Source organism: uncultured Roseibium sp., from assembly GCF_947499295.1.
Classification (GTDB): domain Bacteria; phylum Pseudomonadota; class Alphaproteobacteria; order Rhizobiales; family Stappiaceae; genus Roseibium.
On sequence record NZ_CANMNP010000001.1, the window covers coordinates 65,952 to 88,526 of the forward strand.

20 protein-coding genes are annotated in these 22,575 nt (G+C 53.6%); 7 read left to right on the plus strand and 13 right to left on the minus strand.

Annotated elements, in window-relative coordinates; genetic code table 11:
* The first annotated feature begins 556 nt into the window (after positions 1 to 556).
* On the plus strand, positions 557 to 1,099 hold the full coding sequence (locus tag Q0835_RS00325; RefSeq protein ID WP_298957723.1) for a peroxiredoxin: 543 nt from the start codon (positions 557 to 559) through the stop codon (positions 1,097 to 1,099).
* A gap of 65 nt (positions 1,100 to 1,164) precedes the next feature.
* Here Q0835_RS00325 and cydX read toward each other — a convergent pair whose 3' ends face one another.
* The 5 genes from cydX to cydD form a co-directional block, all read right to left on the minus strand.
* A complete protein-coding gene (gene cydX, locus Q0835_RS00330; protein ID WP_298957725.1) occupies positions 1,165 to 1,287 on the minus strand; it encodes a cytochrome bd-I oxidase subunit CydX in 123 nt (40 codons plus the stop codon).
* A gap of 12 nt (positions 1,288 to 1,299) precedes the next feature.
* Positions 1,300 to 2,457: a cytochrome d ubiquinol oxidase subunit II gene (cydB, locus tag Q0835_RS00335; RefSeq protein WP_298814218.1), complete on the minus strand. Its 1,158-nt coding sequence runs from the start codon at positions 2,455 to 2,457 to the stop codon at positions 1,300 to 1,302.
* A 6-nt stretch (positions 2,458 to 2,463) separates the two neighbouring features.
* A complete protein-coding gene (locus Q0835_RS00340; RefSeq protein ID WP_298814220.1) occupies positions 2,464 to 4,065 on the minus strand; it encodes a cytochrome ubiquinol oxidase subunit I in 1,602 nt (533 codons plus the stop codon).
* Positions 4,066 to 4,328: 263 nt separating this feature from the next.
* A complete protein-coding gene (gene cydC, locus Q0835_RS00345) occupies positions 4,329 to 6,014 on the minus strand; it encodes a thiol reductant ABC exporter subunit CydC (protein ID WP_298957726.1) in 1,686 nt (561 codons plus the stop codon).
* Complete coding sequence (gene cydD / locus Q0835_RS00350; RefSeq protein WP_298957728.1) at positions 6,011 to 7,792, minus strand: thiol reductant ABC exporter subunit CydD; 1,782 nt, start codon at positions 7,790 to 7,792, stop codon at positions 6,011 to 6,013. Before cydD ends, cydC begins: the two co-directional genes overlap by 4 nt.
* Before the next feature lie 236 nt (positions 7,793 to 8,028).
* On the opposite strand from cydD, the gene Q0835_RS00355 reads away from it, so the two are divergent.
* A complete protein-coding gene (locus tag Q0835_RS00355) occupies positions 8,029 to 8,346 on the plus strand; it encodes a hypothetical protein (protein ID WP_298957730.1) in 318 nt (105 codons plus the stop codon).
* A 72-nt stretch (positions 8,347 to 8,418) separates the two neighbouring features.
* Here Q0835_RS00355 and Q0835_RS00360 read toward each other — a convergent pair whose 3' ends face one another.
* Entirely contained in the window at positions 8,419 to 9,918 is a 1,500-nt protein-coding gene (locus Q0835_RS00360; RefSeq protein WP_298957732.1) for a CoA-acylating methylmalonate-semialdehyde dehydrogenase, read from the minus strand.
* Between the two features lie 328 nt (positions 9,919 to 10,246).
* Here Q0835_RS00360 and Q0835_RS00365 point away from each other — a divergent pair, with 328 nt between their 5' ends.
* A complete protein-coding gene (locus Q0835_RS00365; protein ID WP_298957734.1) occupies positions 10,247 to 11,128 on the plus strand; it encodes a LysR family transcriptional regulator in 882 nt (293 codons plus the stop codon).
* Positions 11,129 to 11,154: 26 nt separating this feature from the next.
* Here Q0835_RS00365 and Q0835_RS00370 read toward each other — a convergent pair whose 3' ends face one another.
* Together Q0835_RS00370 and Q0835_RS00375 are read right to left on the minus strand one after the other, a co-directional pair.
* A complete protein-coding gene (locus Q0835_RS00370; RefSeq protein ID WP_298957736.1) occupies positions 11,155 to 11,763 on the minus strand; it encodes a thiamine phosphate synthase in 609 nt (202 codons plus the stop codon).
* A gap of 106 nt (positions 11,764 to 11,869) precedes the next feature.
* Positions 11,870 to 12,394 (minus strand): AAA family ATPase, encoded by a 525-nt coding sequence (locus Q0835_RS00375; RefSeq protein ID WP_298957738.1) that lies wholly within the window; start codon positions 12,392 to 12,394, stop codon positions 11,870 to 11,872.
* 147 nt (positions 12,395 to 12,541) lie between these two features.
* Between Q0835_RS00375 and Q0835_RS00380 the strand changes: the two genes are divergently transcribed.
* Complete coding sequence (locus Q0835_RS00380) at positions 12,542 to 13,477, plus strand: pirin family protein (RefSeq protein WP_298814236.1); 936 nt, start codon at positions 12,542 to 12,544, stop codon at positions 13,475 to 13,477.
* On the opposite strand, the gene Q0835_RS00385 is transcribed toward Q0835_RS00380, so the two are convergent.
* The gene (locus Q0835_RS00385; protein ID WP_298957740.1) at positions 13,446 to 14,138 is read right to left on the minus strand and encodes a DUF6030 family protein; all 693 of its coding nucleotides are present in this window, start codon (positions 14,136 to 14,138) and stop codon (positions 13,446 to 13,448) included. The two genes, Q0835_RS00380 and Q0835_RS00385, sit on opposite strands and share 32 nt — an antisense overlap.
* A gap of 714 nt (positions 14,139 to 14,852) precedes the next feature.
* Between Q0835_RS00385 and Q0835_RS00390 the strand changes: the two genes are divergently transcribed.
* The gene (locus Q0835_RS00390) at positions 14,853 to 15,746 is read left to right on the plus strand and encodes an ROK family protein (protein ID WP_298958579.1); all 894 of its coding nucleotides are present in this window, start codon (positions 14,853 to 14,855) and stop codon (positions 15,744 to 15,746) included.
* Here Q0835_RS00390 and Q0835_RS00395 read toward each other — a convergent pair.
* Complete coding sequence (locus tag Q0835_RS00395; RefSeq protein WP_298957742.1) at positions 15,698 to 16,642, minus strand: methyltransferase domain-containing protein; 945 nt, start codon at positions 16,640 to 16,642, stop codon at positions 15,698 to 15,700. The two genes, Q0835_RS00390 and Q0835_RS00395, sit on opposite strands and share 49 nt — an antisense overlap.
* Positions 16,643 to 16,766: 124 nt before the next feature.
* Positions 16,767 to 17,756 carry a DMT family transporter gene (locus tag Q0835_RS00400; RefSeq protein ID WP_298957744.1) on the minus strand — a complete coding sequence of 330 codons (990 nt, stop codon included), beginning with the start codon at positions 17,754 to 17,756 and terminating at the stop codon, positions 16,767 to 16,769.
* A gap of 231 nt (positions 17,757 to 17,987) precedes the next feature.
* Between Q0835_RS00400 and Q0835_RS00405 the strand changes: the two genes are divergently transcribed.
* Positions 17,988 to 18,563: a MarR family winged helix-turn-helix transcriptional regulator gene (locus Q0835_RS00405; RefSeq protein WP_298814242.1), complete on the plus strand. Its 576-nt coding sequence runs from the start codon at positions 17,988 to 17,990 to the stop codon at positions 18,561 to 18,563.
* Between the two features lie 152 nt (positions 18,564 to 18,715).
* Positions 18,716 to 19,480, plus strand: a complete 765-nt coding sequence (locus Q0835_RS00410; RefSeq protein WP_298957745.1) for an FKBP-type peptidyl-prolyl cis-trans isomerase — start codon at positions 18,716 to 18,718, stop codon at positions 19,478 to 19,480.
* 103 nt (positions 19,481 to 19,583) lie between these two features.
* On the opposite strand, the gene Q0835_RS00415 is transcribed toward Q0835_RS00410, so the two are convergent.
* Complete coding sequence (locus Q0835_RS00415; RefSeq protein WP_298957747.1) at positions 19,584 to 21,005, minus strand: 8-oxoguanine deaminase; 1,422 nt, start codon at positions 21,003 to 21,005, stop codon at positions 19,584 to 19,586.
* Positions 21,006 to 21,119: 114 nt separating this feature from the next.
* The gene (gene sthA, locus Q0835_RS00420) at positions 21,120 to 22,520 is read right to left on the minus strand and encodes a Si-specific NAD(P)(+) transhydrogenase (protein ID WP_298814245.1); all 1,401 of its coding nucleotides are present in this window, start codon (positions 22,518 to 22,520) and stop codon (positions 21,120 to 21,122) included.
* Positions 22,521 to 22,575: the final 55 nt, after the last annotated feature.

The following is a 22,575-nucleotide window of genomic DNA, read 5'->3' on the forward strand; positions in this document are numbered from 1 at the left end:
AGATTAGTCGGCTGAATTGGTCATGTATAGAAGCATTTGACTTCGCAGCCACGATACCCCCCAGACGAAAATCGGCCCCCTTGCCATAAAGTTAGAGCACGCTGCCAATTCCTATTTTCCTTAAACCGGTAGCTCCATAAACCACGCCCGGTTCAGGCTCATGCAGTTTCGTCAGAAACCGACGTCGCAGTTCGTCAATTGCCCGGCTGATTTTGTGTTCGACAATTAACAGCAAGACCTTTGCACCGCACAAATTGCTTTATCACTCGAGACCATGCGTGGGCATCCAGGGGATATGAACTCATGCAGTCAGAAAACTTTTCAGCCAATAATTCATATTCTTACCGGAGTTCATCATACCCTGTTTCCACAGCTTTGACCGCTGCTAATGCACCTTCATGCCTTGCCGCAACGCAGCAATTGCGATACCCGCCTTTGCTAGACGCTGGCAGGACCGCGTTGTCGCTTTCTCCTTCCTCCTCCTGGAGTGAAGTGGCTTCCTCCCTGCGGAAATCCGGCGTCTTCCGGTTTTTTGAATTCATTCAGGAGTCCTTCAATGCTCGGCAAAAAAGTTCCCTACGTTACTTTTCGCACCCGTGTCCGCGACGTTTCAATCGATGGTCCGAACCCCTTCCGTTGGGAAGACAAAACCAGCGATGACTATTTCAAGGGCAAAAGGGTTGTCCTGTTTTCTCTGCCGGGTGCGTTCACGCCAACCTGCTCTACATTTCAGCTCCCGGATTTCGAGAAACTCTACGCCGACTTCCAAGCCGAAGGTGTCGACGAAATCTACTGTGTTTCAGTGAACGACGCGTTCGTTATGAATGCCTGGGCCAAGGCGCAGGGCGTGAACAGCGTCAAAGTCATTCCTGATGGATCGGGAGAGTTCACGCGCAAGATGGGCATGCTTGTCGCCAAAGACAATCTCGGCTTTGGAATGCGTTCCTGGCGTTATGGCGCTGTTGTCAATGATGGTGTTGTCGAACAATGGTTTGAAGAAGAAGGTTTCTCCGATAATTGTGAAAGCGACCCCTACGGCCTGTCTTCCCCGCAAAACATTCTTGAATCATTGCGCACTGACAAAGTCAAAGCCGCATAGATCGGAACTGGCTATTGTCTGCTTGTGGAAAGCCCCGGATTGAGAGATCCGGGGCTTTTCTTTGTCTATCGTCTTGTGTCTTCCAGCCGCCGACGCTCGTCTTCACTGCGCAGTTCCAACCACATGGCGTTCAGGATTGCCAGGCAACACGCTAACGGCATCCCAAGGATCCAGGCAAAATACCACATCAGTTCATCTCCTCAGTATGCCGTGTGATTGTCGCGCTCGATGGTTTCCTCATCCACCTTGCCCCACAGGACCTTGTAGACCCAGGCCGTGTAAACGAGAATTATCGGCAGGAAGATCAAGGTCACGACCAACATATTGAACAGCGTTCGATGCGTTGACGATGCGTCCCAGACCGTCAGGCTGGCTTCGGGCTGAACCGAAGACGGCAGAATGAAGGGGAACATGGACACGCCAACGGTGGAAATGATCCCGAAGACCGCGGACTTGGAAAACAAAAAGATCGTCATTTCGAGCCGGGTCTGCAGGAGCAACATTGTGCCCAGCATTCCAACAAACCCGAGTCCTGGTGCAAGCCAGAGGATGGGGTGAGCCGCATAATTGATCATCCATGCGCCACTTTCGGTGACAGCCTGTTTGGCCAGTGGGTTGGCCTGCATATTCGGGTCAACTTCCGAGGTAATCCTGAAGCCTTCGACATAGCCGCTGGCAACCAGATAACCACCGATCGCGAACAGAACGATGCCCAGAGCAGATGCAAGCGTGCCGAACCGCCGAGCCCGTGCCGCGATATCGCCCGAGGCACGCATGACAAGCCAAACCGAACCGTGCATCACAAGCATTGCGACAGACAACAAACCACAAAGAAGCGAGAATGGTGAAAACAGGCCAAAGAACGACCCTTCATAAGTCATCCGCAGGTCGGAATCGAGACTGAAGGGAACACCGAGCAACACGTTGCCGACTGCAACGCCGAAGACCAGTGCGGGCACAAAGGAGCCGGTGAATAGTGCCCAATCCCAGGCAGTGCGCCAGGATGGATCCGGCCTTTTCGACCGGTATTTGAAAGCGACAGGCCTGAGGATCATGGCTGCAAGCACGATGAACATCGCCAGGTAAAAACCTGAGAAGCTGATCGCATAGAGTGGCGGCCAGGCCGCAAAGATCGCGCCACCTCCCAGAATGAACCAGACCTGATTACCTTCCCAGGTCGGGCCGATGGTGTTGATCACAACACGCCGTTCAATGTCAGTTTCAGCTACAAACGGCAGCAGCGCTCCGACACCCATGTCAAAGCCATCAGTGACGGCAAAGCCGATCAGCAGAATACCGAGAAGCAGCCACCAGATCATTTTCAACACTGAGTAATCGATCAATTCGTAGAGGATCATCGTGTCTTACTCCGCAGGGACGGTGGCTGAAGATGGAACCGGCTGCATGGATGGCGGCGGGGCCACAGCTTCCTCCCCGTCTTCCGGTCCAATCTTGATGTATTTGATCATCAGGCTGACCTCGATCACCAGAAGTGTCGTGTAGAGGAGGACAAACCCCGCCAAAGTGAGAAGGACCTCGGTTACAGAGAGATTGGAAACAGCTGCGGACGTCGGCAGCATACTTTCGATGATCCAGGGTTGGCGGCCATATTCGGCTACAAACCAGCCCATTTCGCACGCGATCCAGGGTAGCGGGATCGACCATACGGCAACATGAAGCAGCCAGCGGCGTTTCTCACGCAGCGTATCCAGTTTTCCGGAGGACGAATAGTAGAAGAACACGGTCGTCAGCAAGATGAAGAAAAAGCCGCAAGCAACCATTATCCGGAAGGCATAGAACATCGGCAGCACGTTCGGCACCGTCGACCAGGCAGCAGCGTCAACCTGCTCCGTTGTTGCCTCCATCGGATTGTCCGTGAAAGGAAGGAGCAAATAGGCATAACCAAGGGAGTTTGCGTTTTGACTGAAGGTTTCGCGCAGTTCTTCGCTCGCCTCAGCCGGGTTTTCCCGGATCTTCTGGAGCGCATCCCAGGCGATCGCTCCTTGCCGTATCCGGTCCTTGGACCGATCCACCAGATCGTTGATACCTGGAATGACAGTGTCGAGCGAACGCGTCGCAATCAGACCCATCACATAAGGCACTTCGATCGCGAAAATATTCTCCCGCTTTTCCATGTCAGGCCAGGCAATCACATTGAATGCTGCGGGAGCCGGCTCTGTTTCCCACATGGCCTCAATGGTGGCGAGTTTCATCTGCTGGTTCAGATTGGCCTCATAGCCGCTCTCGTCACCCAGGACGACGACAGACAATGCGGAGGCAAAGCCGAAGGCAGAGGCAATGGCCAATGAGCGTTTGGCGATCTGCAGGTGCCGTCCTTTGAGCATGTACCAGCATGAAATGCCGATCATGAACATGGCAGCGGTCACATAGCCGGCCGAAACCGTGTGAACGAACTTGGCTTGTGCAACGGGGTTGAACAGCACGTCGAAGAAACTGCTGACCTCCATGCGCATGGTATCTGGATTGAAGATCGCACCGACCGGATGTTGCATCCAGCCGTTGGCGATCAAGATCCAAAGCGCCGAAAAGTTCGTCCCAAAAGCGACTGCCCACGTGGCGGCAAGGTGTTGGCGCTTGGAGAGCCTGTCCCAGCCAAAGAAGAACAGGCCGACGAATGTCGCCTCCATGAAGAAAGCCATCAGCCCTTCAATTGCGAGCGGTGCGCCGAAAACATCTCCAACATACTGACTGAAATAGGCCCAGTTCATTCCAAACTGGAATTCCATTGTCAGGCCGGTTGCAACACCAAGCACAAAATTGATTCCGAAGAGCGTTCCCCAGAACTTGACCATGCGTTTCCAGATCTCGCGCCCGGTCATGACATAGACCGTTTCCATAGTTGCGAGCAGGATGGATAGGCCAATCGTCAAAGGAACGAACAAGAAGTGGTAGAGCGCTGTCATGGCAAACTGAAGCCGGGACAGGTCAACGACGCTTAGTTCCATCGTATTCCCCCTTATCGGGCCTTAGCGGCCCGAGCACGAAGCTTAGGATGAAAACTCACGTCACAAGCCGGTGCGGCAAGGCTTCCCTGTCGAAGACGAATGAAATCGCGCCTGCCAATCCCGTCAAAGAACCGACTTGTCAAATGAGTCTTCACATGAAGCAATCGTGCCCCGGCCATCTTGCAAGGTCAATGCGACAGATCGTAAACAACAACCTGAAATAGCAGAAAAGCGGAAGATAATCCTTTGATTTTTGGAAAGAATTATCTCACCTCTTCGCCCGATGCGGCCTGAAGTGCACGCAGGTTGACAATGCGATCCGCCAAATCAAGTTCGCATTTTTTATGTGCAACAATCAGAACGGCTGCTGAGCCGCGGTGAGAATTGAAGCGATCCAGCACTTCCTTGGATGTTCCTTCGTCCAGTCCCTCGGTCATCTCGTCGAGAATGAACAAATCAGGGCGGGTCAGAAACGCCCGTGCCAGTGCGAGCCTTCGTTGCTCGCCGCCGGAAAGGCCAACACCTCCTTCGCCCAGAATTGCCTGAAGACCCTCGGCATTTCGGGACATACGTTCACCCAGTGCGGCCTTCTCAAGCGCAGCCCAAAGTTCCCCGTCGCTGGCAAGAGGCGCTGCGATACGCAAGTTTGCTGCAACCGTGTCATTGAAAAGATAGGCTCGCTGGGACAGAACTGTGACGGACTGGCGCAGCGTTTCTTCAGGAAGACTATCGAGCGAGCGGCCTGCCAGGCATATTCGCCCGCGGTCCGGTGTCACCAATCGTGAAGCAAGAGCAGCGACGGTGCTCTTGCCGCATCCGCTTCGGCCAGAGAGCGCGACTACCTCTCCCGGGCGTATTTGGAAGGAAACGTCATCAATGACGTTGCCCGTAGCACCCGGATACCGAAAGGAGACCTTTTCGAAGGCAATTGCGTCAGTACCAACCTCCAGCGCCGCGTCGATTTCCTGCACTTGGTCAACCGACTGAACCGCATTTCCTGCCCATACCCGATTGACGGTTCTCCTGGCAGCCAAGGCAATTCGCGGCAGACCGGCAAGGCCCGGGAGCATCATCGAGAAGATCTCCGGAAGCGCCATGACGACGAGAACCAGTCCAACGGCTGTCGCAATTCCGAATCCACCTGATGCTGCGCCTAGCACGGCGGCCATCAACACGGCCGCCAGGAACAGCTGTCCAATCAAGGTTGAAGCCGCTGTAAGCCAAGTTGAACGCTCTTCAAGAGCTTCATGCGCCTTGGCTTGACGATCGTCAGCGATGGATACTCCGCGCGCTGCCTCGTTCAAACCACCATAAATTGCAAGATCCCGCCGCCCTGCAATCAAGTCTGCAGCACGCAGTCCAATGGCATCAGAGGCAGCATCCTCCCGGCGCGCATTTTTGCGATCAGCCTTAGCAAAAGAAATCCAAGCGAGCACTGCCCAACTCGACAGAAAGACAGAACCGACCAGAAAGAGCTGAAACGAAAGCGTCCACCAGATGAGGGCCAACAACAGTGCCAAAATGGCGGCAACCAGCAATGGAACGACAAGACGCAAATAAACCGTATCCAGAGCGGCGATATCCAGAGTAAGCCTGTTGAGCACCAAACCTGAACGTTGACCGCGTTCGTTGCTATGAGCGATTGCTGAAAAGACACGATCTCGCAAACCGGTCAAAAACCGGAATGTCGCATCGTGTGTCAGAACGCGCTCGCCATATCTGCCCGCAGTTCTGATGATCGCAAGCGCGCGAATGATGGCACTTGGAACAAAGATGTTGAGGAACGCTCCGGTTGTTCCTGCGATTGCTGCTGCAGTGATGAACCAACCTGAGACCCCGAGCAGCAAAGCTCCCGCAAGAGCCGGCAACAGAGCGACCAGAATTCCGACAGCAAAATGAAACCGGCTGTATCTGTATTGCTCAAGGATTATCTGCCAGACCGTTTTCATGTTGCGGCCAACTCAGCTCGACAACACAACTTTGCAACATCAACCTTCCTGCCCGGCAAACGAAGCACCGTTGGATCATGCGTCGCGATCAAGCTGGTGCGTTCTTTTGAAAGTGTTGCCAGTCCGTTGATGACATCGGCCGCGGTTTGCGGGTCAAGTCCAGCCGTCGGCTCGTCGGCCAAGAGCAATACTGCATCCTTGCGCATTGCCGCCCTTGCAAGCGCAACGCGCCGAATTTCACCAACAGACAGGCCGAACCCATCCTCTCCGAGTTGGGTCGCCAAACCATGCGGCAGTCGCTTGACCAACTCTCCTGCTCCGGCCAGACGCAAGGCAGCATGGATTTCTTCGTCACTGACCCCCTCTCTGTTCCGGATGCCTTTGATCAGATTGGCCTTCAAGGAACCGTGGAACAGACGGGGTGACTGGCTTAGCCACATCACACTTTCGCGCAACGGAACTACGGCGTCTGCAAGGCGATGGTCCCCAATCCGAATTTCTCCCTTGGCGGGTTGATGAAAACCCAGAACGCAATCAAGCAGGGTCGTTTTCCCGCTTCCGCTGTCACCTGTGAGAAAAAGTGTCTCGCCTGCGAGAATTTCTAGGTTCAGATCCACGAATATCGGGTGGTCGGAGTGGATCACCGAAACCTCTACAAAGCGAACAGTTGGCGGCGAAAAAAAGAACTGGTCGGGCCGCCGCTTTTTCAATGATCTTGCCGTAGAACACGCAACATTTTCGCCAGTTTCATCGATAAGGCCAGCCAGCTTTTGCTGCGCCGCCAAGCCTGCGGCCCGGTCATGATACGCGACGGCAAATGCTCTGAGCGGCGCAAAAAACTCCGGCGCCAACAACAACACAAAAAGGCCCTGAGCATAGCTCAACGGAGCCCCCCATGTGCCTACTTGAAACTCGCCCAGCAAAGAAAAGCCCACATAGACCGCACAAAACGCAATCCCGAGCGCCGAAAACAGCTCCAGAACAGTCGACGACAGAAAAGCGATTTTCAGGACGCACATCGTGCCAAGTCGGAACGCATCACCTGCCCGGCGAATATCTTCCCGCGTTCGATCAACGGCACCGAAAAGTCTGAGCGTTTCCATGCCTTTGATACGATCGAGCAAAGTACCACTCAACCGGGTTAGTTCTTCTTGCCTGTCGGCACTTGCCGCCTTTGCGCGAGAGCCTATCAGTGCCATGAAAATCGGAATCATCGGGCCGCTGACAATCAGGATCAATGCGGCCAACCAACTGAACCATAGCGTCACAAGAACGATTGCCACAGGCACGATTTTCAACCGCATCACCTGTGGAACATAGTTTTGGTAATAAGGTCCGAGCAGATCAACCTGTTCGCCAATATGAACCGCAAAGGCCCCTGAAGTGGGAAACGGCAATGCCGGAGAGCGTGAAACCGCAACGTTTAGCAATTCGTTCCGTGTCCGGCTCTTGATTTGGCGTGCGGCGAAGCGAGACCTTTTTTGTGCTGTGACCTGAAGCAAGACGCGAACAATCGCAACCAACCCAACCATCAAGACCATGAGCGTGAGATAACTGAAGGCAAGCTGAACCTCCCGCCCGTTTGCAACGCTGAGAGAAGACAATGCTGAAGCGAGCGCACTCGCGATCAGACCGGCCTGCACAATCCAGAGCGCATCGGACAGCACCAGCAAAAGCCCCGCTCTCCGCAGGAGGTTGTTTTCCTGAGTTGTCGATTGTCCGATACCGGGTTTGATCTCCGAGTTTATTACAGCCTCCCCATCCAATGCCTTATTCATTGGCCATCATTTGACCGACCGATCTTAGGACTAGTGCAATTCTGGCTCAGGACAACATCTGCCCGCCGGTTTTGACCTCATAGGTAAAGGTACTTTTGACGGAATACCACATGCTCTTTCTCCAACTGCGGACATGGTTTTTTTCCAATCCTGAAACATCCTGACGCCAGGGTGTCAGGAGGCCTGTGTCATGTAGAGGCGTGTTGAACCTCCCTATCATACGACGGAGACCTGAAATGTCAGAACCTTGCCTCGAACTCGTTGTTTTCAAAATCAAAGATCCCGAAAAGGCACGAGCAGCCAGACGCGTGGCACAAGACGTCGTGAAACAGTATGACGGTTTCATTTCGTGGTCTGCCTACGAAGCTCATGATGAACAAAACCTCTTTGCGGATGTCGTCATGTGGCGCGACCTGGAAGCCGCCAAAGCGGCTGCAGAACAGATTGTCAAAGAGCCCGGTTTTGCCGCCATCATGGCGGAAATGGACGGACTGGTATCTATGGCTCACTTTCGCCTCGACCGTACGGTCGACACCCTGTCTGAAGCTGCCTGACGCCTGTTCGTGGCAAAGAAAAACCACCCCCGAAACTCGGGGGTGGTCTGGTTCTGTCTGATATGGATACGCCTATTTCATGGTGGGAATAACAAACTCCGCACCATCCTTCAGACCTGACGGCCAGCGAGAGGTGACCGTTTTCGTGCGGGTGTAAAACTTGAACCCGTCCGGACCATGCTGGTTCAGATCGCCAAACCCGGATTTCTTCCAACCGCCAAACGTGTGGTAGGCAAGCGGCACCGGGATCGGCACGTTGATGCCAACCATGCCGATATTGATGCGTGATGCAAAATCGCGCGCGGTATCACCATCACGAGTGAAGATCGCGGTGCCGTTGCCGTATTCATGGCTGAGCGGCAGGTCGAGCGCTTCTTCATAAGATTCAGCACGCACAACTGAAAGGACCGGTCCGAAGATTTCGGTCTTGTAGATATCCATGTCCCTGGTGACATTGTCGAACAGGCAGCCGCCCATGAAGAAACCGTCTTCATAGCCCTGCATGGAGAAGCCGCGTCCATCAACGACGAGGTTTGCACCTTCCTTGACACCCTGATCCACCAGACCCTTGACACGCGTCAGAGCTTCCTTGGTGACAAGCGGACCAAAATCAACGTCGTCACCGGCGGTGTACGGTCCAATCTTGAGCGCTTCAACCTTTGGCGCCAGTTTTTCGATCAAGGCGTTGGCAGTGCTTTCCCCGACTGGTACAGCAACCGAGACCGCCATGCAGCGCTCTCCTGCCGCACCGTAGCCAGCACCGACAAGTGCGTCAGCAGCCTGGTCGAGATCGGCGTCCGGCATTATGATCATGTGGTTTTTCGCTCCGCCGAAGCACTGGGCACGTTTGCCTGCTGCGGTTGCGCGTGAATAAACGTATTGAGCGATAGGCGTGGACCCCACAAAGCCGACGGCCTGGATCGTCTCATCATCCAGGATTGCGTCAACGGCAGACTTATCGCCATTGACAACATTCAAAACGCCCTCAGGCAATCCTGCTTCAATCATCAGTTCGGCCAGCATGATCGGAACGGATGGGTCTCGTTCGGAAGGCTTCAATATGAAAGCATTGCCGCATGCGAGCGCAGGACAGAATTTCCACATTGGGATCATGGCGGGAAAGTTGAAAGGAGTGATACCGGCAACAACACCCAGCGGCTGACGCATGGAATACATGTCGATGCCCGGCCCTGCGCCTTCGGTAAATTCGCCTTTCAAGAGGTGGGGTGCACCAATGCAGAATTCCGCAACTTCGAGTCCGCGAATGACATCACCCTTTGCATCGGGTAAGGTCTTGCCATGTTCACGCGACAATGCTTCTGCGAGCTTGTCCATGTCACGATTGAGCAGATCGACAAATTTCATCATGACGCGAGCGCGGCGCTGCGGATTGGTCGCCGCCCATGCCGGTTGAGCTGCGGCAGCATTGGCTATCGCCGCGTCCATTTCGTCTTGGCTTGCGAGCGCCACCTGGGCCTGAACTTCACCGGTCGCGGGATTGTAGACATCCGCGTATCGGCCCGAGGTTCCTTCGACCCGCTTGCCGCCGATAAAATGACCGATCTTTTCCATTTGCGTTTCTCCCAAATTGGCCTGAATGGTGCCGGTGGCATTCCAAGGAACCGGCGCTTAGGTTTCTTTTGACTTTTATTTTTGCAACAAACAAGATCCAGTTTAGCGTATCTGTTGTGCGAAAATTATAGTTACGCCGTTCAGCCGTATTTTCTCGACCACACGTTGGAGAGGATAGGCCCATCGAACATTGATTGTCATCACGAAGCTCGTGCCGCCTTCAATACCCAAGCGTTCATCGGCACCGAGAGGAAAGTCGGCACGTTGCAAAGTTTTGTTTGCATCACTTCGCTGCCAGACCACAGAACCGGCAAGGACCTAGTGACACATGAATTGGGACGACATTCGCATATTCCTCAGCGTTGCCCGTACAGGTCAAATTCTCGCTGCCGCACGCCGGCTTGGATTGAACCACGCAACAGTGGCACGCCGACTGTCCGCTCTTGAAGAAAGTCTCGGTGTCCGCATGTTCGACCGTTCGACATCCGGCTGTGCACTGACCGATGCCGGCAGCCGCTTCTTTGAAAAAGCTGAACGGATGGAAGCTGAAGCTTTGTCAGCGCAGGCCGACATTGAAAACAACACTCCTGAGATCAACGGCACAGTCCGCATCGGGGCGCCGGACGGGTTCGGCGTTGCCTTTCTTGCTCCTCGCCTTGGCAAACTCACAGAAAAGCATCCCGGTCTGACCATTCAACTGGTTCCCGTGCCACGTTCATTTTCACTTTCAAGAAGAGAAGCTGATATCGCCGTTACGATTGACAGACCGGAAACCGGCCGTCTCGTCGCGAGCAAACTGGTCGACTACGCATTGGGCCTTTATGCGTCGCAGGCTTACGCAAAGATCAACAAACTCCCCTGCTCGCCTGCCGATTTGATCGCTCACGATTTAATCGGATATGTGGAAGACCTGCTCTACACACCGTCGCTTAACTACGGCTCTGAATTCTCCGGCGACTGGACATCTCGTTTTGAAATCGCTTCAGCGCTCGGGCAAACCGAAGCGGTTAAGGCAGGAGCGGGCATTGGTATACTGCACGACTTTATCGCACGTGCAGACCCTGGTTTGGTACCGGTTTTACCAGAACTGAAGCTCCGCCGAGCATACTGGATGGTCACTCACGAGAGTTCACGGCCATTGCGCCATATCGCAGCCGTCCAGAGTTTTTTGCGCGATCAGGTCGCCCGCGATAAAAATATTTTCGGATAGCCACGAGGCGGGTTGCGCGGCAAACCTTAGGTCCGCCAGCTTGCTGTTCCAGCAATCCAATCGCGTGCACGGGTTTCCGGATCCGGGCTTCTCGTAATATCGGTGATCACCGCTGCACTATCGGCACCCTTTTCAAAGACACCGGGCAAACGCTCAAGCGAAATGCCACCAATAGCTACCAATGGTAGACCACCGATCTGGCGCTTCCAGCCGGCAATTTTCTCTAAGCCCTGAGGTGCCCATTTCAACTCTTTCGTGGCAGTTGGAAAAACGGGACCCAGGGCGATGTAATCGGGCTTAACCGCAAGCGCAGTGTCGAGCTCTGCGCCGTCATGAGTGGACACCCCGAGACGCAATCCGGCATTGCGAATGGCAATGAGATCAGCAGCCGCCAGATCCTCCTGCCCGAGATGTACGAAGTCACAGCCCTCTTCGATCGCAAGTCGCCAATGGTCGTTGACGATCAATTGACATCCATGTTCGGCGCATACCGCCTTGGAGCGAGCAATTTCAGACCGCAGTAGGTCCTGGTCTTCGCACTTGATCCTGAGCTGAACAAGTTTCACGCCCAATGGAACCAAACGGGCGATCCAACTGGAACTGTCGACAATGAGATAAAATGGATCGAGCTTCATGGAAATTGCCTAAGTGACTGGGACTTTTCTCAATAGCGTCGAAGAGCTGGATTGAACAGACCTTTGCTTAGCGCCGATATGCAGATTGGGCCAGCAAACAGCAAGCTCACTCGGTTGTTTCAATTTTCTCCAAGAACGCGTTGGTTTCTGGCAACGAAGTCAATCTGATGACTTTCAGATTAGTAGGCGGTCGATTGTAGACAGCTTCCAGTTTGGCGCGCGCAGTTTTTCGAGTGCGCCAAATGTACTGCAAGAACTCTGCGGTTTGGGCGTTGAACTGTTCGGGGCAGCCTTCGGGCAGGTCCGGTCGGCTGCGGCCAAAATAGATGACAGAGCGCTTCAGTACCCTGAACAGTCTTAAGCCGACGGGCACATCCAGCCAGATGAATGTATCTGCGCGCGCCACCCGTTCCGAATACGTTCTGGAATGACCGCCTTCGAAGATCCATGTATCAGCCGCATGCACCTGATGAGACAGAACATCTTTCTCCTCTCGTGAGCGCTCTATCCATCCTGGTTTCCAATGAATGTGATCCATGTGGAAGACAGGAAGTCCGGTCTTTTCACCCAACAGCCGGGCAAGAGTACTTTTGCCCGAACCGGGTCCACCGACAATCATGACGCGTTTCATGCGTGCACCTGCTGAGCTCTGGAGAGCCAGTGGTTATACACATTGCGCCGGAGATTGAAACTGCGAAACAGACTGTTCAATGGACACTTTTGCCGTCGCAACCCTATCTAAGCCTCAGACAAATTTTCCAGACCTGAGGAGAGGAATATGAGCTGGTTGAACTGCCCTGACCCCATTCCCGGTGATAGCGCAAGCTGCGATCCGATTGACACCATCATCGTTCCCCGGACATCGGACCTAGGCGGCTTCTCTGTTCGACGTGCCCTGCCTTCAGCCAAACGCCGTATGGTCGGCCCCTTTATCTTCTTCGATCAGATGGGGCCGGCAGAACTTCTTGTGGGTGGCGGTATTGATGTTCGTCCTCATCCGCATATCGGTTTGGCGACAGTGACTTACCTATTCGAAGGCGAAATGTATCATCGCGACAGCCTGGGGACGGAGATCGCCATTTCTCCGGGCGCATTGAATTGGATGAGCGCCGGCAAGGGTATCGTGCATTCAGAACGTGAGCGTCCGGAACGACTTCAGCAAAAGCGTCCTTTGTTTGGATTGCAAAGCTGGGTGGCCTTGCCAAAGAATTCAGAAGAAAGCGATCCCGACTTTCAGCACTTTGGCAGCACCGAACAGCCGGAGTTCGCGGATAAGGGAGCTTCTGTAAAGCTGATTGCAGGAGAGCTCTATGGTCACAAGGCACCCGTAAAGACCGCATCAGACATGTTCTACGCCGACATTTCGTTGGAACCGGGTGCCAAAATTCCGCTCGATGCCGGATGGGAAGAACGCGGAATTTATACTGTCGCCGGGCAGATTTCGATCACCGGTCAAACCTTCGACCCGGCACAGCTTCTTGTTTTCAAAGCTGGTGACCATCTCGTAGTTGAAAACAATTCGAATGTCCCTGCCCGATTTGTCGTTCTTGGTGGAGAGCCCATGGATGGACGCCGCTACATCTGGTGGAACTTCGTCTCGTCGTCCAAGGAAAGAATTGAACAGGCAAAAGAAGATTGGCGGCTTGGGCGTTTCGACACAGTGCCGGGCGATGCGGAAGAATTCATTCCGCTTCCGGATCGTCCGGGCCCCTGACGCTCCAGCCGCTTTCCAATGGCGGAGCCTGCTCAAAGCGATCGGCGGGCCGGATCAGATCCGGCTCACCGAAATTCATAATTATGTTCAGACGCTGATCGGCCATGGGATCGCCTGTGAGGTTCGGGTCTTCCGGCGCGACAGAAAGCTGAACTCCGCGATGTGTCGTCTCTATCTGGCCGAAGTCTGCTATCGCTTGCCTGAAAGCGCGGGGCACGGTCCATCCGTAGCGACTGGACAGAGCATCAATCACCAACCAGACCGCATTCAGACCTATTTGCTTCTGTTTTGGATCTTCGACTACGAGTTTGAGGCGCAGATAGTCGATCTGCTCCTCAGAGGGGCCTCGCAAAAGGAAAAATAGTGTCGTTGATCCGAAATCCACGCTGGGTGTGGTCAAGGGAACGAGGTCGGATGCGCATTGCCATCGCCCCCGCTGAAACGGAGCTTTTTTCCAGCCTGGATTTTCTAGGCCCAGCGCCTTCAATTCCGCACAGAGGGCATCCGGCTTGCCGAGAAAACTTCTTTTCAATTCCGCGGCTAGTTCTGGAGATCTGTTGAGCAAAACAGACCTCATGTCTGGGTCAAACGGCTGGAGCGGATCGCCGAACGCTAGCGCATGTTCATTCAGTTCAATGAGCTGGCGATCGCTGGAACTCAAAAACAGCGCGCCGACCGCGAATCCGGCGGTTAAAAGGGCCAACGTCCCCCAGACATAGTAAGGCGTAACAAAAGGTCGATGTTTTTGCTTTGATCCCTGTTTGCGATCCTGAGCAGATTTTTCTTTTTCAAAAAGACTACTGGCAGGTTCAGCCCATCGCGGTCCCGTCGCACCTTGAAACCCACTCGTCCCGATGCGTTTTTTTGGTCGGACCTTTTGGCGGATCGCCTGGCTACTCAAAAGTTGCCTTATCTTGTTTCCAAAGCCAGACATTCAATCCCGCGCGTGTCATCCACTACAAAACCGGCACAAAACCGAGCTTTTATTGAACCAAAGCCTTGAAAACACAACCTGATCCCTGTCATTTAGGATCCAACTTCAAGATTTTGCATTCGCAATCTCCACGCTGGACCGGCAATCCATCCATCAAACCGATGCAACGAGACAAAAATGCAGTCCCTTTCAGACGAAGAGCATGAACCGCGTCATGAGACATTTGCAACCAACAAGCCACTCAAATGACTGGAATTGACAAATGGAACTTCCAGCGATGTCAGTGCACGCATCAATTCCGGTTTTTTGGTGACGCATTCCACCAATGCATATCGGAAACAGCTAAGCCGGTGTTCAAGCATAAGAGCAACGGCAAATAGAAAAATGAAATGAAAGTTGGCTAAATGGCCGCTTTCGAACTACCGAAACGGACGGATTGACATGCGGCTTGGGATCGACTGGGGTGGCACAAAAATCGAAATCATCGCCCTTTCCAATGAAGGCGACGAGATATTCCGCAAGCGTGTCGACACACCTCGCGATGACTATCAGGGGTGCCTTGACGCTGTAAAATTTTTGGTTGATGCAGCCGAGGGTGAAACCGGCCAGACGGGCACTCTTGGTCTTGGCATACCTGGTTCACTCTCTCCAAAGACGGGTCTGGTAAAGAACGCCAACTCTACCTGGATGAACGGCATGCCGCTGGACAAGGATCTTGAGCGCCATCTCGGACGAAAAGTCCGCATTCAGAACGACGCCAATTGCCTCGCTGTTTCCGAGGCAACCGATGGCGCCGGCGCAGGAGCACATGTTGTGCACGCCATTATCATCGGAACAGGCTGTGGCTCTGGTATCGCCATTGACCGAACAGCCCATCGCGGCGCAAACGGTATTGGCGGTGAATGGGGTGGCATCACGGTTCCCTGGCTGAAACCAGACGAGTTCCCGGGGCCGGATAGCTGGATCGGGCATAAGGGCGTTATAGACCGCTGGTGTTCGGGAACCGGTTTTCAACTCGATTACAAGGAAAAATCCGGGAAAGGCCTCAAGGGTCACGAAATCATGGATTTGAAGCGCCAGGGTGACGAGACCGCGTGCGTTGTCTATGCCGACTATGTCAGTCGCCTGGCGCGGAGCCTTGCCATGTCCGCCAATTTACTGGATCCGGATGTATTTGTTCTCGGAGGTGGCATGTCCAATATCAGCGAACTCTATGAGGATCTGCCGCCGGCGGTCGCGCCCTACATCTTTTCCGACACTTTCGACACTCCAATCCGCAAAGCGGTTCACGGAGACAGTTCAGGTGTTCGAGGTGCCGCCTGGTTGTGGGGTTGAGGCCGCCAGAACCGCAGCAACTGCATGATCTTGGATTTTGTCGGCCGTAGTTCCTTTTCGATGGCTTCCTGTACGTTCTTGGAACTGTCGCTGAAGTGTTTCTCGATGAGATCCTGGTCGATCTTACTACCGACTTTGAACAGGTAGCCATCACTGCTGTTGTGTTTGACGAGTTCACAGCCGAGACCCGCCATCAAACCTATAAAGGAATCGTGCGTGAAATAGTATTTGTGCGCTATGTGGAAGTGCTGCAACCATTGGCGCGCGCGCTGCCGGTCGATGATGGGCGTCGCAACGTATAGCAGACCACCGGGCCTACAGCAGTCCTGAATGATTTCCTTCATCTCAACAACCGGGTCGATCATATGTTCAATCACGTGTGAGACAACTACGAGATCGTATTGGTTCGCCTTGTCATACGGAAGAATGCCATTGTCATAGGCAAATTGGCTATACTTTCCCTCTACCTCATGCAGTGAAACCACCTTGCCCTTTTCAAGGAAACCGACAGTGCGGCCGCCTGCCCCGCCACCAAAATCGAGGACAGTTTCGAATTCCGGCATCAGGTCTGCAAAAAAGGGTACAATGGTTCTGTCGTTCTGATCATTGAAAAGCTGCTCGGGCCTCTTGTCGCTGCGCTTTACGTCTCCATAAACCTGGCCATAGTAATAAGCCGCTGTTTCGCGTGTGAAATAGGGGTTCGCGCGCAACGTACCGCATCTGGAGCAAGCCACGATCGGCAGGAAATTTCGATGCCTGGAAACAGTTGAGATCACGATGGATTCACTGCTGCCACAGATGCATTTCGTGAACTCGAATGTATGCTTTTCGATGTCGGGGAATTCGTTGAATTCTTCCCGGAACTTGTAGTTCGTTTTGTTGATATCAAAAAGCATTTACCGCGGCTCTTGGCTGGTGGAAGGGGGCTGCTGGTATCTGAGGATAGAAGCACCTGTCAACCTAGATGGCGCTTCTATCCTGCTTTGACAATTGCGGCCACAACGCAACAGTTGTGGCTTTTCAGTGTCTGTTTCGACCAATTGTGACAAGCACAATCCCAACTCCAACGGCGACTACAGCAGCCAGCTTTTCGGCGTTCGGAATTTCTCCAAAGACGAGAAATCCAAGACCGAGTCCTACAACGGCTGCAACAGATCCGATCTGGCTGAGATAGACAGGTCCTGCGGTCTGCTGTAGCCGGAAATAAAGCCCGTATTGAAGCGAAAAGATGGCGGCCTGGGCTGCCAGTAGCACACCTGCATTCTCACTCCAGCTTCCAAGTGTAAATGGAACGCCGAAAAAGAGGTTGAAAACCGCCAGCGCAACAAAACCGACCGCCATCATGCCGAGCGCAAGGTCGACCGGTTTGGCCCCGGCAGGCCACTTCAGCGTTCTGTAAATGTTACCGGTTGCCAGAAAGATCGGAATAGTCAACGCAAATAAAGACCAAAAGGACGCTTCGACACTCAGATTTTTGCCAGACACTGCCAGAAGAATACCACCAGCCAAACCAAACAGAACACCGGTCCCCCTGAGCTTCTGGAATTTTTCAATCCGCAGAACTACGGCGAATGCGTAAGTCAGTACGAGAGGAAAGGCAAAACTCAGGGATACAAAGCCAGCGCCTACCTTGGGTGCCGCCACCACCGCGATCATGTTCGGAATGATGAACAATATCCCGCTTACAAGGAGATATGGCGCCAACTGAGAGAATGCAGCACCATTTCCTGCGTGCTCAGGACCTGGCCTGTCGGTTGCAAACACTCTGGTCAACGTGAAAAGACCAATGGCTCCACCAAGAATCGACCATTGCAGTAGTGCCAAAGGATGCCAACCAAACTCTGGTGCCGCCTTTGCAATGATTGTCGAAACTGCAAGAAAGCTTCCGACGATCAATAGCAGCACGAGAGGTTGCTCGGGACTTTTGATCCCCAAGCGTCCAAAAGGCCATTCGTTTTCTTCGACATTTGGCTCGGCCGAGATCGGCTCAGGTCTCAGTACCTTTTTCATCTGGAATTCCATTCTTGTTCACTCGCTGCAGACACGTCTGCTGCACGAACAAGAAGTAGCATTTTTTATCTTTATTTCAAGATACTTGATTTCAAGATTCTTGACGTTTGTTGACTTCACCCTGATAACACTGGAGAATTTCAACCTGACGATACGGCCCAACGCACTGCCTATGAGTTTTGTTCACTCGAGTGCCGATATCAAAATAGTCCGCCAGACAAGGTTCTTCTGATGACGTCTCAATCCGACACACCGTCAAAATCGAGTTCTCACTTGTTTGGCGATCCTGCAGACCTCTTGGTCGACAGGGCAGAGCGTGCCCAAAAACAATGGCAGAAGGAGATGCCTGAAGTCGCAGACCGCTTGTCACCGATGGTGCTGCTTGGCAGACTCAGCGAATCTGCGCAGCTCATGAGCCAAAACTATCTCGCGCCCGCCTATGCAGATATTGGCCTCAAAACCGGCGAGTTTGACGTTCTGGCAACCCTGGTGCGCTCCGGCCCGCCATACAAACTGACACCAACGGAACTCTACCGCACCACCATGATGAGCTCTGGCGGCATGACCGCTCGAATAGACAAGTTGGAAAAGGGGGGCCTAGTTGAAAGGTGCCCTCACCCGGAAGACAGGCGCGCTCTTACGGTCTGTCTGACGGAAAAAGGCCTCAACTTGATCAAAGGCAAGATACCCGACTATGTCGACATGCAACATCAGGCTGTAGATGGTCTGACGAAACAAGAGCAGCAACAGCTTTCGGGGTTGCTTGAAAAACTCATTCGGACCGCAAACGAAAAGAAAGCGCCCTGACCTGTCTTTCAGCGACACAAACTCACAGAGCAAAAAAACGTTCTGTCAGTTGGATGAGCAACTACAATTGAATTCAAGAACCGTTGAATTGCAATTCTGACGCCAATCACCGACTTTCATGATCTTCAATTCCCGGATGAATGGAAACGAAAATGGTAAAATGGCTCGCCGGTATTCTGACCTCAATGTTACTGGTCTTCCCAGCAACGGCACAGGAAGAAATTCAGATTCGTGATATCGAGAAGGGAACTGGCGAAGAAGCAAATGTCGGAGAGACGGTGGTGGTACACTACACCGGTTGGCTCATGGACGGTACAAAGTTCGATTCCAGTCTCGACCGAGGCACCCCCTTTTCGTTCACCCTAGGCGAACGGCGAGTGATCCCTGGATGGGAAAAGGGTGTGGAAGGTATGCAGGTCGGCGGCAAGCGAGAGCTGATCATTCCACCCGAAATGGGCTATGGCGCACAAGGTGCTGGCGGTGTCATTCCGCCAAATGCGACTTTGAAATTTGAAATCGAACTGCTTGAAGTCAAAGCCAAGAAATTTTCCGATCTCAACAATGAAGATCTGAAAGGCAAACTGGCCGCTGGAACCACGGTCATTGATATCCGCAGGCCAGAGGAGTGGCAGCAAACGGGCGTCATTCCCGGAAGTCATTTGCTGACGTTTTTCGATGCAAGTGGCAACGTGAACCCGGCTTTTGGAGCAGAGCTTCAAAAACTGGTTGCCGGACCTTCGGAGGAAGTCGTTTTCATTTGCCGCACTGGCCGGCGCAGTCAGGTGCTGTCTGAATATCTGAGTGGTCAAGCCGGCTTTACAAAGGTCGCCAATGTAAAAGACGGCATCTTGAGCTGGATCGATCAAGGCGGTGAAGTTACAAAGGCCTCCCTGCCGGACAATTGCTGGCTCTGCTGACCGACCTAAAGTGCTCTTCCGTCAGTGATCGATTAGAAACATTCGTTGTTGAACACTGCCGACCTTTGACGAACAATCATTCTTGTTCATACGCTGACCCAGATCATAGGTCTGATGCCAGCTCAAGGCTGAGGCGATTGTGCTGATTGATGATGGGCACCATGTCCATGGTGACGATTGCACCGTCTTCCACCACAACTCTACCATTGACAACCGTCGTTTTTGCCGACTGCGGAGCACAGAAGACGACTGCTGCAACCGGGTCATGCAGAGCACCGGCAAAATGTAAGGAATTCAAATCCAGAGTGAAGAAATCCGCGCATTTCCCAACCTCCAACGAGCCGATATCATTCCTCCCCAGAACGGAAGCGCCACCAATGGTCGCAAGTTCGAGTGCTTCGCGCGCAGTCATCCACTCATTCTCACGCAGGGGATGTGCAACCGGTAACAGAGCGTGCTTGCGCGGCCCTTCCGGTGGCATCAGGCCCAGCTGCAGCCGCGCCAGAAGCATGGCCTGGCGAACTTCCATCAACATATTGGATCCGTCATTACTTGCAGATCCGTCGACCCCAAGCCCAACCCGGACCCCGGCGGCCATGTACTTCTTGACGGGCGCTATTCCGGAAGCAAGGCGCATATTGGAACAAGGGCAATGAGCAGCTCCACACCCTGTCGCCGCAAATAGCCGTATTTCATCATCGTCCACGTGAATGGCATGCGCGAACCAGACATCCGGTCCGGTCCAATCAAGTCCCTCCATCCATTCCACGGGACGTTTGCCGAAGCGTTCGAGCGTGTAACGCTCTTCATCCAGCGTCTCACAAAGGTGAGTGTGCAACATCACGCCTTTGTCTCTGGCAAGGCGGGCACTTTCGCGCAATAGATTTTCAGAAACGGAAAATGGTGAACACGGAGCCACAACAATGCGTGTCATCGCACCATGTGACGCATCATGATACCTGTCGATTACCCGAACCGTGTCGGCAAGGATTTCGTCTTCATTCTCAACGCAATCATCTGGCGGAAGTCCGCCCTGGCTCTCCCCCAGCGACATAGACCCTCGGCTGGCATGGAAACGCACACCAAGATCGTTCGCTGCTTCAATCTGGTAGTCAACTTTGTTGCCGCTTTGAAAAAGATAGGTGTGGTCGAACACAGTCGTGCACCCCGACAAAGCCAACTCCGCCAGGCCGACCAACGTACTGGTGCGTGAAGCCTCCGGATCTGTTTTCGCCCAAATCCGGTAATGCGCCTGAAGCCAGGGAAACAAATTGTTGTTTTGAGCCGCTGGAAGATTGCGCGTCAGCGTCTGGTTGAGATGATGATGTGTATTCACAAAACCGGGCAACACGATTTGACCGGTCGCATCAATAACCTTGTCCGCTGTTTCTGGAAGGTCTTCGGTCGGACCGACAGCTTTCAGAATGCCATCTTCTGCATACAGGCCAGCGCCCCTAATTTCACGGCGCTCTGCGTCCATGGTGACGAGCATGTCGGCATTTTTCAAAAGCAGTGTTCGGACCATGAAGAGCGACCGGATCGAATCGTTGTTGTCGTACAATTACGTACAGCTTATTTGTCCAGCCGGTCTAAAGCTATTGATGAAATTGCGACGGTCACACGCTTTTCGAGGTGCCTCCTACTCCTCAAGCGGAGGCATGCGGTTCCAGGCATCCAGCGCGGCTATCTTGTAGGCTTCGGCAAGGGTTGGATAGTTGAAAGTGTTTTCAACGAAATATTCCAAAGTACCGCGCAGGTTCAGCACTGCCTGGCCAATGTGTACAAGCTCGGTTGCACCTTCCCCGACGATGTGACAACCGAGCAATCGCCGGGTCTTGAGCGAGAAGATCAACTTCAACATACCGGTATCCAGGCCCATGATGTGCCCGCGAGACGTTTCCCTGAACCGTGCTACCCCGCACTCATAAGCAATGCCACGCTCTCGTATTTCTTCCTCAGTCATGCCCACTGTCGAGATTTCCGGGACAGCATAAATGCCATAGGGGAAGTATTCCGGCGGATCGTAGGCGGTTTCGCCCAGTGCGTGACAGGCGGCAATGCGCCCCTGCTCCATGGACGTTGACGCAAGGCTCGGGAAGCCGATGACATCGCCGGCAGCAAAGATATGCGGTACCGATGTCTGAAATGTCATCGGGTCGACTTTCAGTCGGCCTCTGTGGTCGGTTTCTAGTCCACACGTGTCAAGAGACAATGCCGGTGTCGCTCCCATCCGGCCGGCTGCAAACAAAATGACATTAGATCGTATGCTGCGGCCACCTTCCAAGGTGATCTCACAGTCCGCAGTGCCGTGCTTTTCAATCTTTTGAACAGTCGCCCCAAAGCGCAACGCAATACCGCGGTCACGCAGCTGATGCGTGAAGTCGGCGACGAGTTCCTTGTCCAGGAAATCGAGCATTGTGTCCCGGGGTTCCACAAGGGTGACATGCACATCCAGGGCCGAGAAAATCGACGCGTATTCAACACCGATCACACCTGCACCGATAACTGCTATCGATCTCGGCAGCTCATTCAGTTCAAGAATTTCGTCGCTATCGAGCACATACTCACCGTCGAAGGGCACGTAGTCCGGTCGAAATGGCTTGGTACCTACCGCGATGATGAATTTTTCGGCCTCAAAGGTGTGGACTTCTCCGGCCTCGCCCGTGACCTCGATTGTGTGCGGCCCGAGGAAGCGTGCCTCACCGCCGATCGTATCGACTTTGTTGCGGGCAAACTGATGCTCCAGAACTTCAACTTCATGATCGAGCGTGATGTGAAGTCTGGCCCGGAGATCATCGGCAGTCAGATCCTCTTTCACACGGTAGGAGCGACCGTAAAAGCCGCGTTCCCTCCAACCTGTCAGATTGAGCACAGTTTCTCGCAAGGTCTTGGAGGGAATTGTGCCCGTATGCACAGAGACGCCGCCGACCCTGCGACCGCGTTCGACGACCATAACGTCGCGGCCAAATTTTGCCGCCTGGATCGCCGCCCTGCGTCCAGCAGGTCCGCTGCCGATCACGATAAGATCATACTTGTCCATTGTGCCCCTCATTGCCGCATCCCACCACACATTGCAGCGCAACAACGGCATCTGC